This is a genomic window from Rhodanobacter sp. PCA2 (assembly GCF_013620825.1).
In the GTDB taxonomy this organism is placed as follows: domain Bacteria; phylum Pseudomonadota; class Gammaproteobacteria; order Xanthomonadales; family Rhodanobacteraceae; genus Rhodanobacter_A.
Window position 1 is genome coordinate 37,855 of the sequence record NZ_NJIC01000012.1, and the last position, 16,079, is coordinate 53,933.

Below are 16,079 nucleotides of genomic sequence, written 5' to 3' on the forward strand. Positions count from 1 at the left end.
CGACCGCCCGGCGATACGGGCGGTCCGGCACGACCCGCGGCGCTCAGCGCGCCAGCAATTCGCCCAGCACGGCCATGCGCACGAACACGCCGTTCGCCACCTGTTCGAGGATGCGCGACTGGGCGCCGTCGGCCACCTCGTCGGCGATCTCGATGCCGCGGTTGAGCGGGCCCGGGTGCATCACCAGGCAGCCCCGCGCGGCACGGGCGAGGCGGCGCGCGTCCAGGCCGTAGTGGCGGAAATACGCGGCTTCGTCCGGAAGGTCGGTGGCGGCCATGCGTTCCTTCTGCAGGCGCAGCATGATCGCCACGTTGGCGCCCTCGATGGCGCTGTCGAAATCCTCGGTGTGGCGGCAGTTGGGAAACTCGGCGGGGTCCGGCAGCAGCGGGGCGGGTCCGCACAGGCGGATTTCCCTGGTGCCCAGCGCGGCCAGCGCGTGCACGTCCGAGCGGGCCACGCGCGAGTGGCGGATGTCGCCGCAGATCGTCACCACGAGGTTCTCGAAATCCGGGCGGTGCTGGCGGATCGTCAGCGCGTCGAGCAGGCCCTGGGTGGGGTGGGCGCGGTTGCCGTCGCCGGCGTTCACCACCGACACGCCGCTCATCGCGTGGCGCACCAGTTCCTCCGGCGTGCCGGAGACCTTGTGGCGCACCACGATCGCGTCCAGGTGCATCGCCTCCAGCGTGTGCAAGGTGTCGTACAGCGCCTCGCCCTTGGCGGTGGAGGAAAAGCCGATGTCGAAGTTCAGCACGTCCGCGCCCAGCCGCCGCGCCGCCAGCTCGAACGAGGTGCGGGTGCGCGTGGAGGGTTCGAAGAACAGGTTCAGCACGGTGCGCCCGGCCAGCGTGTCCAGCTTGCGGGTGCCGTGCGCGCAGGCGTCGCGCATCGCGATGGCGCGGTCGAGCAGGCGCTCGATGCTGGCACGCGGCAGGTTTTCCAGCGTGGTGAGGTGGCGCAGGCGTGGGGTCATGGAAGGGCCGCGGTGGCAGGGTCGGAAGAGGGTGTGGCCAGCCAGCGCTCCAGGATCACGGCGGCGGCTTCGGCATCGATGGCGGCGGCGTCGCGGCGACGCTTGAGTCCGGCCGCGCGGGCGGCGGCGAAGCGGCGCGCGGCCTCCTGCGAGCTGTGGCGTTCGTCCACCAGCTCCACGGCCGCCTGGTAGCGCGCGCCGAGTTGCTGCGCGAAGCGGCGCGCGCGGCGGCTGGCGGCTTGTTCGCCGCCGTCCAGCGCCAAGGGCAGGCCCACCACCCAGGCATCGGGCAGCCACTGCGTGCGCAGCGCGTCCAGCGCGGGCCAGTCGGGCGTGCCGTCGCGCATCGCCACGGTGCCCAGCGCGCGGGCGCTGGCGGTGAGGCGGTGGCCCACGGCGACGCCGATCAGCTTGCTGCCGACGTCGAAACCGAAGGCGCAATTCATGCGTGGCCCGCGTAGCCGGTGAGCTGCATGGGATCGACGCCGACCAGGCCGGCGGCAGCGCTCCAGCGCTCCTCCAGCGGCGTGTCGAACACCACGCGCTCGCTGGCCTCGGCGGTGAGCCAGGCGTTCGCCTTCAGTTCCTGCTCGAGCTGGCCGGCGTCCCAGCCCGCGTAGCCCAGCGCCATGATCGCCTGGCGCGGGCCGTCGCCGGCGGCCATCGCCACCAGAATGTCGCGCGAGGTCGTCACCGACCAGGCGGCGTTGATGCGGTAGCTGGATTCCCAGTGGCCGGGCTCGCGGTGCAGCACGAAGCCGCGCTCCTGCTGCACCGGGCCGCCGATCAGCACCGGCGCGTCGGCCAGCTCAACGTCGCTGCATTCCAGCTTCATCTGCGCCAGCACGTCGCCGAAGCGGTACTGCGAGAGCTGGTTCACCAGCAGCCCCACCGCGCCTTCCTCGTTGTGCTGGCAGAGCAAGGCCACACCGCGGGAAAACGGCGGTTCGGCCAGGCCCGGCATGGCGATCAGGAAATGGCCGGTGAGGGTGGGCGGTTCGGTGCGGCTCATGCGCGCATTGTAAGCCCGCGGCAGCGCGGCGTGATGAACCGCGTCGCCCGGCTCCGGCAGTGCCGGGAACCTATTTGCTTCTCAGCACGCCGCCGGGCAGGAACTGCCAGGTGCGGGTGATGTACAACTCGTCCACCTTCGCCTCGGCGGGCAGGGCGGGGAACGGCGCGGCCAGCCGCACGATGCGTTCGGCGGCGGCGTCCAGCAGCGGCTGGCCGGAGCTGTGGATCACGTCGATGCTGTGGATGCTGCCGTCGCGGTTGATGCCCACGGTCAGCAGCAGGTCGCCGTGCAGGCCGCGCCGGCGCGCCTCTTCCGGGTAGTTCAGGTTGCCCACCCGCTGCACGCGGTCGGACCAGCCGCGCATGTAGGCGGCGTAGACGTATTCGCGGGTGTTCGCCGAGATGTACTTCTTGCGCGGGCGCTTGGCGTAGGCCTGGGTCTGGTCGCGCAGCTCGGCGGCGAGCTGGGCCATCTCCTGCTGGCGGCGCAGTTCCGCGGCGCTGGGCGCTTCCTGCGGCGGCACTTCGGTGTGCGCGGTGTCGCTGTCCACGCTGAAGTCGGCGCGGCCGCTGGTGGTGACCATGCGCCGCGGCGTGGCCTCGCGCGGCTGCGGGGTGGCGGCGGCCACGGCCTGCATCGCGGTGCCGGGATCGGGCTTGGGCAGCGCACCGGAGAACGGCTGCGACGGCCGCGCCGCATGGTCGCTCTGGCCGCCGCCGCTGTTGTTCGCCTGGGCCAGGAAGTCGGCCTTGTCCGGCGCGTCGCGGTTGGCCACGTTGACCAGGGTGACGTCCAGCGTGGGCAGGCTGGGCGTGGGCTTGGCGAAATGGAAGGTGACGCCCAGCAGCAGCACGCCGTGCAGCAGCAGCGAGAACAGCAGGGTCGCGCCGATCGGATCGGCGGCGGGGCGTGCGGCGGCGGAACTCACGGAGCAGGTTTCTCGAGGGCGTCGAACAGCAGGCCAGCGATATTAAGGCCGAATTGCGCATCCAGTTCGCGCGCGCAGGTCGGCGAGGTGACGTTGATCTCGGTGAGCCAGTCGCCGATCACGTCCAGGCCCACGAAGCGCAGGCCGCGCCGGCGCAGTTCCGGCGCCACCTGGGCCGCGATCCAGCGGTCGCGCTCGGACAGCGGCACGCCCTCGCCGCGGCCGCCGGCGGCCAGGTTGCCGCGGAATTCGTCGCCCTGCGGGATGCGCGCCAGCGCGTACGGCACCGGCTCGCCGTCGATCAGCAGGATGCGCTTGTCGCCCGCGCTGATCGCCGGGATGAACTTCTGCGCGATCGCGAAATGCCGGCCCTCGCCGTGCGGGCCGCCGGCCAGCAGGGTTTCCAGCATGGAGTTGAGGTTGCTGTCGCCGGCCTTCACGCGGAAGATGCCGCGCCCGCCCATGCCGTCCAGCGGCTTCAGCACCGCCTCGCCGTGCTCGCCCACGAAGCGGCGCAGTTCGGCCGCGTCGCGCGACACCAGGGTGGGCGCGCAGCATTGCGGGAACTGCAGGGCGAACAGCTTCTCGTTGCAGTCGCGCAGCGAGCGCGGGTCGTTCACCACGTTCACGCCGCCGCGCTGGGCGGCCTCCAGCACCATGGTGTCGTAGATGAACTGGGCGTCGACCGGCGGGTCCTTGCGCATCAGCACCACGTCCAGCACGCGCAGGTCGCGCCACTGCGCGTCGCCCAGGCTGAACCAGTCGTGCGCGTCGTCGCGCACCGAAAGCGGGCGCAGCCGGGCCCAGGGGGCGCCGTCGCGGAGCGCCAGGTCGCCCTGTTCCATGTAGTGCAGGACATGGCCGCGGCGCTGCGCTTCCAGCAGCATGGCCAGGCTGGTGTCCTTGGCCGGCTTGATCGCCCCGATGGGGTCCATCAGCACCGCGACCGAAAGGGACATCGTGATTCTCCACGGCAGGTTTCTGCGGCGCGACGCGCCGACGGGGAACGACGATGTTCGCCGACCCCGCGGGCGGCGACAAGCGCGTGCGTCCCGATGTGCCGCTGAGGGTTCAACGCTGTCGATGTGCGTCACATTGCGTGCGTGAAGAGCGCCGTGTAATGCGAATGTTGCTTGACGCCATGACAGGCAGGCAGTAAACAACGAACCCTGAACATCCCGCCGCAGAGCGGGTACTGGGAAATGCCGGATCGATTTGTCTTGTCACATGCGCCATCGGCATGCTTGTTGCCTGCCTTGGTGGCTGTCCTGGGCCCGACATTGGGCGACAGGGGGGGAGTAATGAATCTGAACGCGAACGCGAATGGTCTGGCCGGCCTGCGAGTCATGGTGATCGATGACTCCAAGACCATCCGTCGCACGGCAGAAACCTTGCTGAAGAAGGAAGGCTGCGAGGTGCTGACCGCCGTGGACGGCTTCGAGGCGCTTGCCAAGATCGCCGACCAGCGGCCCGCCATCATCTTCGTCGACATCATGATGCCGCGCCTGGACGGCTACCAGACCTGCGCGCTGATCAAGAACAACCCCCAGTTCCGGGCCACCCCGGTGATCATGCTGAGCTCCAAGGACGGCCTGTTCGACAAGGCACGCGGCCGCGTCGTGGGTGCTGAGCAATACCTCACGAAGCCTTTCACGCGCGACGAACTGCTCGGCGCCATCCATCACCACGTCAGTACGGTACCCAGCCGCTGACCGCAGATTCTTGGGGGGAACCTGTGGCCGAAATTCTCATCATCGACGACTCGCCGACCGACGTGCGCGTGCTCTCCACGCTGCTGGAGCGCGCGGGGCATCAGGTCGCCGCGGTCGGCACCGCCGAGGAAGGCATCGAGCGCGTGCGCGCCGGCGCGCCGGCGCTGGTCATCATGGACGTCATCATGCCCGGCATGAACGGCTTCCAGGCCACCCGCACGCTCACCCGCGACCCGGTCACCGCCGAGGTGCCGATCGTGATGATCACCACCAAGGCGATGGAGACCGACCGCGTGTGGGGCCTGCGCCAGGGCGCGCGCGCCTTCATCACCAAGCCGGTGAACGAGGGCGAGCTGCTCGCCTGCATCAACCAGCTGCTGTCGGGTACCGCATGAACGCCCCGGCCGCCCTCACCCCGTTCGAGGTCCTGGCCCGCTACGAGCGGCTGTCGCTGGCGCACGCATCGGATACCCGCGAACGGATGGACGCGCCCGGCCTGTGGCGCGGCATCGGCTACCGCGTCGGGCCGCGCATGCTGGTCAGCGAGATCGGCGAGATCAACGAGCTGCTGGCGATGCCGGCGCTCACCGCGGTGCCCGGCACCCGGCCGTGGCTGCTGGGCGTGGCGAACGTGCGCGGCAACCTGATGCCGGTGGTGGACTTCGGGCGCTTCCTGTTCGACGAGCGCACCCCGCTGACCGACCGCGCGCGCCTGCTGGTGGTGCGCCAGGGCGCCGGCAGCGTGGCCTTGCTGGTGGACGAGGTGTTCGGCCAGCGCACGATGGACGCGGAACAGCAGCGCACGGCGGAGCAGGAGGACGACCCGCGCCTCGCGCGCTTCGCCGAGCAGCGGGTGGGCGACGGGGAGCAGCAGATGGCGGTGTTCAGCATGAGCCGGCTGGTGCGCGCCCCCGATTTCCGCCAGGCCGCCGCCTGATCCGCGGCAGCCGCAGACAGCAGGTCCGGCGCCGCCAGGGGCCGGAAAATTCGAGATGACAGGCCCGGGACGCGCTCCCGTCAGGACGACGGGGCCGCTCCTGCGAAGTAGACGGACGAGGTGAACATGAGCACTACAGGGGGCGTCGGCAAGGAGCGCGGGAATACCGTACTCATTGTCCTGTTGCTGGTCGCGATCGGCTTCGCGGCACTGGATTTCTGGCAGCTCAACGTGAAGAACGGCGAGGACCGCCAGGCGGCCGCGCTGACCACGCAGATCCAGGTGCTGTCGCAGCAGACCGCGAAGTTCGCGTTGGAGTCGTCCGACGGCAACACCGATTCGTTCAAGGAGCTGGAAGGCACCCGCAACGCGATCGATTCGGCGGTGCGTCGCCTCAACAAGGGCGACCCGGCCACCGGCATGCACCCCTATGCCGACAACAACGCCTCGCCGGTCGGTCGCGCGGCCAGCGCGCTGGACAGCGCCTGGAAGCAGCTGGACGGCGACATCGGCAAGATCCTGTCGAACAAGACGGTGGTGCTGGATTCCGCCCAGCGCGCGGCCACCGTGTCGCAGCAGATGCCCCTGCTCAACTCCAGCATGGACCAGGTCGTCACCATCCTGCAGCAGCGCAACGGCAGCGCCGAGCAGATGCTGGGCACCTCGCGCCAGATGCTGTCGGCCGACCGCATCATCCGCCGCGTGCAGGAAGTGCTGCAGGGCGGCGACAACGCCCAGGCCGCCGCCGACGGCCTGCAGCGCGACGCGCAGTTGTACGGCAGCGTGCTGCAGGGCCTCATCGAGGGCAACCCGGGCAGCGGCGTGCGCCCGATCGGCGACGCGAACGCGCGCAAGATCCTGACCGGCATGCAGGAGAACTGGAAGCAGCTCGACGACCCGCTGAGCAAGCTGGTCGGTGCCGCCGGCAACCTCTCCGCGGTGAAGCAGGCCGGCAACAAGGCCTCGCTGGACTCCCAGTCGGTGCTGCTGCGCGCGAACGACCTCGCCGAGCAGGTCGCCAAGCTGCCGCTGCGCCGCCTGTTCCCGAACGTGTGGTGGGGCCTGCTGGCCGCGCTCGGCGCGGTGGGCTTCGCCCTGCTGCTGGTGGTCAGCCTGGTGCGCGACCAGCGTCGCCGCTTCACCGACTCCACCTCGCTCAACCAGCGCAACCAGGAGGCGATCATGCGCCTGCTGGACGAGATGGGCGCGCTGGCCGAAGGCGACCTGACCGTGAAGACCACGGTGACCGAGGAGATCACCGGCGCGATCGCCGACTCGGTGAACTACGCCATCGACGAGTTGCGCACCCTGGTGACCACGATCAACGAGACCTCCGAGCAGGTCTCCTCCTCGGCGCAGGAAACCCAGACCACCGCCCGCCACCTGGCCGACGCGGCCGAGCAGCAGGCGCAGCAGATCAGCACCGCGACCAGCGCGATCAACGAGATCGCCAGTTCGATGGACCACGTGTCGAAGAACTCCGCCGAATCGGCCGACGTGGCCGAACGCTCGGTGCAGATCGCCTCGCACGGCGCCGAGGTGGTGCGCGAGACGATCTCCGGCATGGACTCGATCCGCGACCAGATCCAGGAAACGTCCAAGCGCATCAAGCGCCTGGGCGAATCCTCGCAGGAGATCGGCTCGATCGTGGAACTGATCAACGACATCGCCGAACAGACCAACATCCTGGCCTTGAACGCGGCGATCCAGGCGGCTTCGGCCGGCGAGGCGGGCCGCGGTTTCGCGGTGGTGGCGGACGAAGTGCAGCGGCTGGCGGAACGCTCGACCAGCGCCACCAAGCGTATCGAGACGCTGGTGCAGACGATTCAGTCCGATACCAACGAAGCGGTGAACTCGATGGAACAGACCACCACCGAAGTGGTGGCCGGTGCACGCAAGGCGGAGGACGCCGGCAGCGCGCTGGGCGACATCGAGCGCGTTTCGCACGACCTGTCCGCGCTGATCCAGAACATCTCCAGCGCGGCGCGCCAGCAGTCGGCGGCGGCCACGGACATTTCGCAATCGATGAACGCGATCCGCGAGATCACCTCGCAGACCTCGCAGGGCGCCAGCCGCACCGCCGACTCGATCGGCACCCTGGCGCAGCTGGCCAGCGACCTGCGGCGTTCGGTGGCGCACTTCAAGCTGCCGGGTTGACGGAGCGATGGCGATGTTACTGACTGGGGGCAGTCTCGAGGGTGGCGTGGCGGTACGCCGCGCAACCGCTGAGAGAAGCGCATGAGACTTCAAGACAACATTGATTTCACCACCCTGCAGTGGGTCCGGCCCGAGCTGGAGCAGACGCTGTCGGACGCCCGCGAGTCGCTGGAGTCCTACGTCGACAACCCGGCGCGGCCCGACGCCATGCGCGCCTGCGCCAGCGCGCTGCACCAGGTGCAGGGCACGCTGCGGATGGTCGAACTGCCCGGCCCGGCGATGGTCGCGGCAGAGATGGAAGCGCTTGCCGACGCCCTGCTGGAAGGGCAGGTCATGCAGCGCGAGGAAGCCTACAGCGCGCTGATGCGCGGCCTGATGCAGCTGCCCGACTACCTGGAACGCGTCGCCGGCGGCCACCGCGACGTGCCGGTGGTGCTGCTGCCGCTGCTGAACGAGTTGCGCGCCGCCCGCGGCGAGGACGCCTTGCCCGAGGCCGCGCTGTTCCACCCCAACCTCGACGCGTTCCTGCCCACCCACGCGCCCGCCGCGATGAGCGAGGCGCAGGCCGCCGCGCGCCGCGGCGAGCTGGTCGACCTGCGCCTGCAGTTCCAGCAGCACATGCTGGCCTGGTTCCGCGGCCAGCCGCAGGCGCTGGCCGGCATGCGCAAGGCGCTGCTGGCGATCGCCGCGCGCTGCTACCACGTGCACGGCCGGCGCCTGTGGTGGATCACCGCCGGCGTGGTGGAGGGCATCGAACACGGCATCCTCGGCGCGCACGGCACCGAGCTGCGCCAGTTGCTGGGCAAGGCCGACCGCCACATCCGCCAGCTGATCGAGCACGGCGAGGACAGCCTGCGCGGCGGCGACGCCGACGAGCTGTGCGACCGCCTGCTGTACATCGTGGCGCAGTCGCGCCAGCACAGCCCGCACATGGATCTGCTGCGGCGCACCTATCACCTGGACAGCCTGCTGCCCGACGCCGACGAGCTGGAGCACGCCCGCAGCTCGATGGCCGGGCACAACCGCGCCCTGCTCGATTCGGTGGCGCGGGCGCTGAAGGACGACCTGCTGCGCGTCAAGGAAGCGCTGGACCTGTTCCAGCGCCAGCCCGACGCCGACCCGGCCTCGCTGGCGCCGCAGGGCGAACTGCTGGGCCGCGTGGGCGACACCCTCGGCATGCTGGCGCTGTCGGTGCCGCGCCGGGTGGTGGACGAGCAACGGCGCGTGCTGGACGAGATCGTCAACCGGATGCGCCACGCCGACGAGGACACCTTGCTCGACGTGGCCGGCGCGCTGCTGTACGTGGAAGCGTCGCTGGACGACCACATCGAGAGCCTGGGCGCGGGCGAGGAACCGCGCGAGGCGGAAGGCGCCCCGGGCCTGCCGCGCAGCGAGGCGCAGGGCATCCTCAGCACGGTGATGCAGGAGGCGATCCGCAACACCGGCAAGGTGAAGGAAGCCATCGTCGGTTTCGTCGAGTCCGGCTGGGACCACGCCGGGCTGGCCGACGCGCCCGCCCAGATGGGCGAGGTCGCCGGCGCCGCGCGCATGCTGTCCGCCGAACGCCCGGCCGAGCTGGCCGAAGGCATCGGCCGCTACATCCACAACGAGCTGCTGGTGGACCGCCGCGTGCCCAGCAGCGCGCAGATGGATCACCTGGCCGACGCGCTGGCCGCGCTGGAGTACTACCTGGAAGCCGCGCGCGAACACCGCGGCGGCCTGGCGCACATCATCGACGTGGCCGAGCACAGCCTCGGCAAGCTGGGCTACTGGCCGCTGCCCGACCAGCGCCCGCTGCCGGCCGCGCCGGCCGACGCGACCGCGCCGGCGGGGCACGCCGACGAGGCGCTGTCCGAACCGGTGAGCCTGTATTCCGGCAGCGACGTCAGCGAGCTGTTCGTCGCGCCCGAAGCGCCGCACGTGGCGCCCGCGCACGACGTCGACGGCCTGCGCTACGCGCAGACCGAGCCCACCGCGCCGCCGGCCATGGCCGACGCGGGCGGCGACGACGGCGACTGGATCGAGGTCGAGGAAGAAGTCGAGGAACCGGTGTCGGCGCAGGGCGCGCACGGCGGTGCGTTCCTGTTCGACCACCAGGCCGAGGGCATCGACGACGACATCCGCGAGATCTTCCTGGAGGAAATGCAGGAGGAGATCGACCACCTGCGCGGCGCCGAAGGCGCGTGGCTGGCCGATCCCGCCCAGCTCGACGCGCTGACGCCGATTCGCCGCTCCTTCCACACCCTCAAGGGTTCCGGGCGCCTGGTCGGCATCGCCGCGCTGGGCGAGTTCGCGTGGAAGGTGGAGGACATGCTCAACCGCGTGCTCGACCACACGATCGAGCCGCATGCGGGCGTGCAGGCGCTGGTGCACCACGCCATCGCCGCGCTGCCGCAACTGCTGGCCTCGCTCAAGGGCGAGGGCGCGCCGCACGCGCCGGTCGAGGCGATCATGCAGACCGCCAGCCGGCTCGCCGCCGGCGATGCGGCCGCGCGGGTCGAGGACCACGCGCCGGTCGCCACCGAAACCGTGCGCCGCATCGTGCGTCGCCGCGTGCCGCGGCTGGATGCCGCGGCGGCGGCGATCCCGGCCGCCGGGATCACCGATGCGCACAGCGTTCCCGCCGCGGAACCGGCCGAACCGCCGGCATCGCTGCCGCTGTCGCCGCTGCCGTCCGTCGACCCGGTGCTGCTGGAAATCCTGCGCAGCGAGGTCGCGCAATACCTGCAGGTCATCCGCACGGCGATCCAGCGCTGCAGCGGCGAACTGCCGGTGGGCGAAGACCTGCTGCGTGCCGTGCACACGCTGCACGGCGCGATCGCGATGGTGGAGATACCGCTGCTCACCGGACTGCTGTCGCCGCTGGAGAGCCTGCTCAAGCGCGTGCGCCACGCCGGCCAGCCGCTGCCGGTGGAGGGCGTGCGCCTGCTCGACCGCTCGGCCGACGTGGTCGACCACACCATGGCCCAGTTCGACGTGGCCGTGCCGCAGCTGCCGAACGTCGACCTGCTCACCACCCAGCTGATCGACCTGCGCGACCGCTATCCCGAGCCGCAGGTCGCCCACGTGGGCGCGGAGCTGCATGCGGAGGTTCCGCACGCGCCGGCCGAGCCCGCAGGGCAGGCCCCGGATGCGCCGTCCGCCGTCGCCACCGACGACCAGGCGGCGACGTTGCCGGCCGAGCCGTCGATTCCGGCCAAGCCGCCGGAGGAAGGCTCGCACGACCACTACGCCAGCGAGTTGATGGCCGCACTCGGTGCGTTCGAGCCGGATGCCGCGGCGAAGGAGCAGCGCGAGGCCGCCGAGCGTGCCGAAGCCGAGCGCGTCGAGGCCGAACGCGCCGAAGCCGAACGCGCCGAAGCCGAGCGTGTCGAAGCCGAGCGTGTCGAAGCCGAACGCATCGAAGCTGAGCGCGTCGAAGCCGAACGCGCCGAAGCCGAACGTGCCGAAGCCGAGCGTGTCGAAGCCGAACGTGCCGAGGCCGAGCGCAGCGCCCACGAGCAGGCCGAACAGCAAGCGGCCGAGCGTGCCGCCGTCGAGCAGGCCGAGAAGGAACGCCAGGAACTGGCACGTGCCGAACAGGCGCGGCTGGCGCAGGAACAGGCCGCCCGCGAGGCCGCCGAGGCGCAGATCCGCGCGGCGGCGGAAAAGGCTGCCGCCGAACAGCGCGCCGCGGAAGCCACGGCGGCGGAACAGGCCAGGCAGGCCGCGGAACGCGAGGCGGAAGCCGCCCGGCAGGCGGCGTTCGAGGCCGCGCGCGCGGTGCCGGCGGCCGGGGCGGCGCCCACCGACACCGGCCTCGCGATCGATGCCGACCTGCTCGAAGTCTTCGTCGAGGAAGCCCGCGAGATCCTGGACCACGCCGACGGCGTGCTGGCGCAGTGGCATGCCGAGCCGGCCGCCAGCGGCCATCTGCCCGAGCTGCAGCGCGACCTGCACACGCTGAAGGGCGGCGCGCGCATCGCCGGCCTGATGCCGATAGGCGATCTCTCCCACGCGATCGAGACGCTGCTGGAAAAGCCGGCGACCGACGTCGCGCAAACGGTGCCGTTGATCGGCGTGCTGGAAACCAGCTTCGACCAGTTGCACGCGATGGTGCAGCAGGTCGCACAGGGGCAGGCGCCGGCGTACCCGCAGTCCACCATCGACCACCTGCTCGCGCTGGCCGGCGAGCAGCACTTCGCCGACGAGGCGGAACTGGCCCCGCATGCGGCGCCGGCCGTGCAGCCGGCAGCCGCCGCGGCGCTGCCCGGACTGCTGCCCGCGCAGCACGATGCCGATGCGGCGGCGGCGCAGGAGCAGATCCGCGTCCGCTCCGAGCTGCTGGACAACCTGGTGAACCATGCTGGCGAGGTGGCGATCTACCGCTCGCGCCTGGAGCAGCAGGTTTCCGCCTACCGCTTCAACCTGGTCGAACTGGACCAGACCGTGCAGCGCCTGCGCAGCCAGTTGCGCATGCTGGAAATCGAGACCGAGGCGCAGATCATCGCGCGCTTCCAGCGCGAGCATCGCGAGGCCGGCAGCACGACCGCGTTCGATCCGCTGGAACTCGACCGCTTCTCGCAGCTGCAGCAGTACTCGCGCGCGCTGGCCGAGTCCGTGTCCGACCTGGTGTCGATCCAGGGCACATTGGACGACCTGACCCGCCAGGCCGAGACCTTGCTGATCCAGCAGTCGCGCGTCAGCACCGAGCTGCAGGACGGCCTGCTGCGCACGCGCATGCTGCCGTTCGACACCATGGTGCCGAACCTGCGCCGCACCCTGCGCCAGGCCGCGCAGGAGCAGGGCAAGCAGGCCCAGCTCCACGTCGACGGTGCGCACGGCGAAATGGACCGCAACCTGCTCGACCGCATCAAGGCGCCGTTCGAGCACATGCTGCGCAACGCCGTGGCGCACGGCATCGAATCGCCGGACGAGCGGCGCAAGGCCGGCAAGCCGGCCGAGGGCGCGGTACGCATCCGCGTGGCGCGCGAGGCCACCGAGGTGGTGGTGCGCGTCGCCGACGACGGGCGCGGCCTCGACCGCGAGGCGATCCGCCAGCGCGGCGTCGAGCGCGGCCTGATCCGTGCCGATGCGAACCTGGGCGACGAACAGGTGCTCGCACTGATCACCCAGCCGGGCTTCTCCACGGCCAGCGAGGTCACCCAGCTGGCGGGCCGTGGCGTGGGCATGGACGTGGTGGCGAACGAGATCAAGCAGCTGGGCGGTTCGCTGGCGATCGAGTCGCAGCCCGGCCAGGGCACCACCTTCGTGCTGCGCCTGCCGTTCACCCTTGCGGTGACCCAGGCGATCCTGGTGCGCATCGGCGAGAACACCTTCGCGATCCCGATGACTTCGGTGCAGGGCGTGGCGCGCATCAGTCCCGACGAACTCACGGCCAAGCTGGCCGAGCACGAGCCCGCGTTCGCCTACAGCGGCGAGCAGTACGGCATCCACGACCTTGCCGAGCTGCTCGGCCTGCCGCCGGGCGCGGTGCCGGAAGGCGAACAGCCGCCGTTGCTGCTGACCCGCGCCGGCGACCTGCGCGCGGCGATCCGCATCGATGCGGTGCTCGGTTCGCGCGAGATCGTGGTGAAGTCGGTCGGCCCGCAGGTGAGTTCGGTGCCGGGCGTGCTCGGCGCCACCATCATGGGCGACGGTTCGGTGCTGATGATTCTCGACCTGGCGCCGCTGGTCCGCCACGGCGTGGTGCGTCGCGAGGCGCGGCTGGCCGAAGGCCTCGGCGCCGTCAGCCTGCCGGTGGTCGAGGAGCAGCGCACGAAGCCGCTGGTGATGGTGGTGGACGATTCCATCACCATGCGCAAGATCACCGGCCGCGTGCTGGAGCGCCACGAGTACGAGGTGAGCACCGCGAAGGACGGCGTCGACGCGCTGGAAAAACTGCACGAACGCGTGCCCGACCTGATGCTGCTGGACATCGAGATGCCGCGCATGGACGGCTACGAGCTGGCCACCCAGATGAAGGCCGACCCGCGTCTGTGCGAGGTGCCGATCATCATGATCACCTCGCGCACCGGCGAGAAGCATCGCCAGCGCGCGTTCGACATCGGCGTGGACCGCTACCTCGGCAAGCCCTACCAGGAGGCCGAGCTGCTGGGCCAGATCGGCGAAGTGCTGGAGCAGCGCGCCATGGCCCAGCTGACCACGGAGCCGCACCATGGATGAAGCACGGCCCTCGGTGGCGCTGCTGTTCGACGACGCCGAGCTGGGTGGCCATCTGCGCCAGGTGCTGCAGGAACACGGCGCGCGTATCGTGCACGAAGGCACGCTCGCGGGTTTCGGCGCTGCGTCGCTGCAGCAGCTGGACCCGGACGTGATGGTGGTGAACCTCGACGACGAGGACGAGGAAGCGTTCGACCGCCTCTACGCGATGATCGAGGGCGAGCGCCCGCGCCTGGTGTTCAACGACGCCCGCGCCAGCCGCGCGCTGATCGGCTGGGACCGCGCCCGCTGGGCCCGCCATCTCGCCGTGAAAGTACTGGCCAGCGGCGACGTGGACCCGCCGCGCCCGGCGGATGCGGCTGCGCCCGTCGACGCCGAACCGGTGGCGCTGGAACTTTCCGAGGTCGCCGCGCCGCCCGCGGTCGAGGCGCAGCCGGTCGAGCCCGTCGCGGCCGGCCTGGCAGCCCTGGACGAAGCGGAACCGGTCGGCTTCGATGCCGGCGAGGGCGAACACGTGGCGCAGAGTCGCGCGGCGTCCGACGATCTGGAGATGGAGCTGGCCGCGCTGCTCGCGGCCGACGAGCCGCTGCCGGAGGAACCCGTGGCGCCGGTGGCGCCGCGGCAGGAGCTGCCGCTGCACGACGGCGACTTCAGCCTGGCGGCGTTCGCGGACGAACTGCCCCCGGCGCCGCCGGTGGCGGCGCCCGAGCCGGCGACCGCGCCGAAGGGGCCGGCGGCCCACGAAAGCTGGGCCCTGGTCGACGACGACGTGCCCGCCCAGGCGGACACGGCGCCGGCGCACACCGCGGATTTCGGCGTCGAGAAACTCAGCGCCGCCGATTTCCTCGCGCCGGACGTGGCGGCGGCGGAACCCGGTTTCGAGCCGACCATGAGCCTGGAGCTGGTGTCCATGGAGGAGGCCGTGGCGCCGCAGGCCTGGGAGCCGACCGAGATGCTGCTGGACGATCTCGGCAGCGTGCCCAGCCGCGTGGTGCTGCTGGGCGCCGCCGTCGACGGCCTGGCGTCGGTCTGCACGTTCCTGGGCGCGCTGCCCGCGGCGGCGCGGCACACCATCCTGCTGGCCCAGCACTTCGGCAGCCAGCCGGCCGACGCCGTGCTGCAACGCCTGTCCGCGCATTCCGGCCTGCCGGTGCGGCTGGCGGCGCATGGCAGCCGTGCCCGCAGCGGCGAGGTGCTGCTGGTGCCGGCCGAGAGCCAGGTGCAGCTGCGCCGCGACGGCAGCGTCGAGCTGCGCAGCACCGATGCCGCGCAGGAGTCGTCGATCGACGCCAGCTTCACCATGGCGGCAAACGTGTTCGGCCGCGACGCGCTTGGCATCGTGTTCGCCGGCCGTTCCACCGATGCGGTGGCCGGCGCGCAGGCGATCCACGACCGCGGCGGCCAGGTCTGGGTGGAGACGACCGATGGCGAGCATTTCGCCGACATGGTCAGCGGCATCTTCGCCGAGCGGCTGGTGAGTTATTCCGGAACGCTGCACGAACTGGCGGCGCACCTGATCGAGGTCCATCCATGAGCGACGTGTTGCCCCGCGAAATCCGCTGCGTGCTGGTGCCGGCCGGCAGCCTGCGCCTGCTGCTGCCCAATGCCACCGTGGCCGAAGTGATCACCCAGCCCGCGCACGAGGGCGTGGACGGCGCGCCTGAGTGGCTGGTCGGCCGCATCACCTGGCGCGGCTGGCGCGTGCCGCTGGTGTCGTTCTCGCGCCTGGCCGGCGCCGGCGAAGGCGATGCCGAACTGACCGTGCGCGTGGCCGTGCTGAAGGCGCTGGGAGGCCATCCGAAGCTGCCCTTCATCGCCGTGCTCACGCAGGGCTTCCCGCGCCTGACCACGCTGAACGCCGAGCTGATCATCCCCACCCACGACGGCAGCGACCTGCCGCCCGGCGTGCGCGCCCAAGTGCTGGTGCGCGACGACGTGGCGGTGATCCCGGACCTGGAAGGCATCGAGGACGAACTCGTGCGCCTGCTGGGTCTGGACGAGGAAGCGGAGTCGAACGGTACGGCCTGATGGGTCGCCATCTGGCCACGCTGTGCAGCCGGTTGTTCATGCTGGGCGGTGCGCTGTTCGTCGCTGCCGCGCTGCTGGGTGGCCGCCCTGCTTTTTACGTGGCGTCCGTGGTGTCCATCGCCGTCGCCGCCGTGCTCTGGTCACGGATACGAAAGCGGCGCTGATCTTTC

Annotated in this window: 13 protein-coding genes; 8 read left to right on the forward strand and 5 right to left on the reverse strand. The window is 71.1% G+C overall.

Annotation, left to right across the window (positions count from 1 at the left end; translation table 11 throughout):
- Positions 1-43: 43 nt before the first annotated feature.
- The 5 genes from PCA_RS04565 to gshB form a co-directional block, all read right to left on the reverse strand.
- On the reverse strand, positions 44-970 hold the full coding sequence (locus PCA_RS04565) for an aspartate carbamoyltransferase catalytic subunit (RefSeq protein WP_181301414.1): 927 nt from the start codon (positions 968-970) through the stop codon (positions 44-46).
- Complete coding sequence (gene ruvX, locus PCA_RS04570; protein WP_181301415.1) at positions 967-1,416, reverse strand: Holliday junction resolvase RuvX; 450 nt, start codon at positions 1,414-1,416, stop codon at positions 967-969. The genes PCA_RS04565 and ruvX overlap by 4 nt, the downstream gene beginning before the upstream one ends.
- A complete protein-coding gene (locus PCA_RS04575; protein WP_181301416.1) occupies positions 1,413-1,982 on the reverse strand; it encodes a YqgE/AlgH family protein in 570 nt (189 codons plus the stop codon). The genes ruvX and PCA_RS04575 overlap by 4 nt, the downstream gene beginning before the upstream one ends.
- A 70-nt stretch (positions 1,983-2,052) precedes the next feature.
- A complete protein-coding gene (locus tag PCA_RS04580) occupies positions 2,053-2,913 on the reverse strand; it encodes an energy transducer TonB (RefSeq protein WP_181301417.1) in 861 nt (286 codons plus the stop codon).
- Positions 2,910-3,872, reverse strand: a complete 963-nt coding sequence (gene gshB / locus PCA_RS04585) for a glutathione synthase (RefSeq protein WP_181301418.1) — start codon at positions 3,870-3,872, stop codon at positions 2,910-2,912. The genes PCA_RS04580 and gshB overlap by 4 nt, the downstream gene beginning before the upstream one ends.
- A gap of 342 nt (positions 3,873-4,214) precedes the next feature.
- On the opposite strand from gshB, the gene PCA_RS04590 reads away from it, so the two are divergent.
- The 8 genes from PCA_RS04590 (at position 4,215) to PCA_RS04625 (ending at position 16,073) form a co-directional block, all read left to right on the forward strand.
- Positions 4,215-4,625: a response regulator gene (locus PCA_RS04590; protein ID WP_181301419.1), complete on the forward strand. Its 411-nt coding sequence runs from the start codon at positions 4,215-4,217 to the stop codon at positions 4,623-4,625.
- Positions 4,626-4,648: 23 nt separating this feature from the next.
- Positions 4,649-5,020, forward strand: a complete 372-nt coding sequence (locus PCA_RS04595) for a response regulator (RefSeq protein ID WP_181301420.1) — start codon at positions 4,649-4,651, stop codon at positions 5,018-5,020.
- Positions 5,017-5,562 carry a chemotaxis protein CheW gene (locus PCA_RS04600; protein ID WP_181301421.1) on the forward strand — a complete coding sequence of 182 codons (546 nt, stop codon included), beginning with the start codon at positions 5,017-5,019 and terminating at the stop codon, positions 5,560-5,562. Before PCA_RS04595 ends, PCA_RS04600 begins: the two co-directional genes overlap by 4 nt.
- A gap of 126 nt (positions 5,563-5,688) precedes the next feature.
- Complete coding sequence (locus PCA_RS04605; RefSeq protein ID WP_181301422.1) at positions 5,689-7,719, forward strand: methyl-accepting chemotaxis protein; 2,031 nt, start codon at positions 5,689-5,691, stop codon at positions 7,717-7,719.
- A gap of 81 nt (positions 7,720-7,800) precedes the next feature.
- Entirely contained in the window at positions 7,801-13,884 is a 6,084-nt protein-coding gene (locus PCA_RS04610; RefSeq protein WP_181301423.1) for an Hpt domain-containing protein, read from the forward strand.
- A complete protein-coding gene (locus PCA_RS04615; protein ID WP_181301424.1) occupies positions 13,877-15,415 on the forward strand; it encodes a chemotaxis protein CheB in 1,539 nt (512 codons plus the stop codon). The genes PCA_RS04610 and PCA_RS04615 overlap by 8 nt, the downstream gene beginning before the upstream one ends.
- Entirely contained in the window at positions 15,412-15,909 is a 498-nt protein-coding gene (locus tag PCA_RS04620; RefSeq protein WP_181301425.1) for a chemotaxis protein CheW, read from the forward strand. The genes PCA_RS04615 and PCA_RS04620 overlap by 4 nt, the downstream gene beginning before the upstream one ends.
- Positions 15,909-16,073 (forward strand): hypothetical protein, encoded by a 165-nt coding sequence (locus PCA_RS04625; RefSeq protein WP_181301426.1) that lies wholly within the window; start codon positions 15,909-15,911, stop codon positions 16,071-16,073. The genes PCA_RS04620 and PCA_RS04625 overlap by 1 nt, the downstream gene beginning before the upstream one ends.
- The last annotated feature ends 6 nt before the right edge of the window (positions 16,074-16,079 follow it).

Bases quoted from the DNA above. Each gene is read 5' to 3' on its own strand.
- PCA_RS04625 (WP_181301426.1), top strand. From the start codon at position 15,909: ATGGGTCGCCATCTGGCCACGCTGTGCAGCCGGTTGTTCATGCTGGGC.
- PCA_RS04565 (WP_181301414.1), bottom strand. From the start codon at position 970: ATGACCCCACGCCTGCGCCACCTCACCACGCTGGAAAACCTGCCGCGT.
- PCA_RS04590 (WP_181301419.1), top strand. From the start codon at position 4,215: ATGAATCTGAACGCGAACGCGAATGGTCTGGCCGGCCTGCGAGTCATG.
- PCA_RS04605 (WP_181301422.1), top strand. From the start codon at position 5,689: ATGAGCACTACAGGGGGCGTCGGCAAGGAGCGCGGGAATACCGTACTC.
- PCA_RS04620 (WP_181301425.1), top strand. From the start codon at position 15,412: ATGAGCGACGTGTTGCCCCGCGAAATCCGCTGCGTGCTGGTGCCGGCC.
- PCA_RS04615 (WP_181301424.1), top strand. From the start codon at position 13,877: ATGGATGAAGCACGGCCCTCGGTGGCGCTGCTGTTCGACGACGCCGAG.
- ruvX (WP_181301415.1), bottom strand. From the start codon at position 1,416: ATGAATTGCGCCTTCGGTTTCGACGTCGGCAGCAAGCTGATCGGCGTC.
- PCA_RS04610 (WP_181301423.1), top strand. From the start codon at position 7,801: ATGAGACTTCAAGACAACATTGATTTCACCACCCTGCAGTGGGTCCGG.
- PCA_RS04600 (WP_181301421.1), top strand. From the start codon at position 5,017: ATGAACGCCCCGGCCGCCCTCACCCCGTTCGAGGTCCTGGCCCGCTAC.
- PCA_RS04575 (WP_181301416.1), bottom strand. From the start codon at position 1,982: ATGAGCCGCACCGAACCGCCCACCCTCACCGGCCATTTCCTGATCGCC.
- gshB (WP_181301418.1), bottom strand. From the start codon at position 3,872: ATGTCCCTTTCGGTCGCGGTGCTGATGGACCCCATCGGGGCGATCAAG.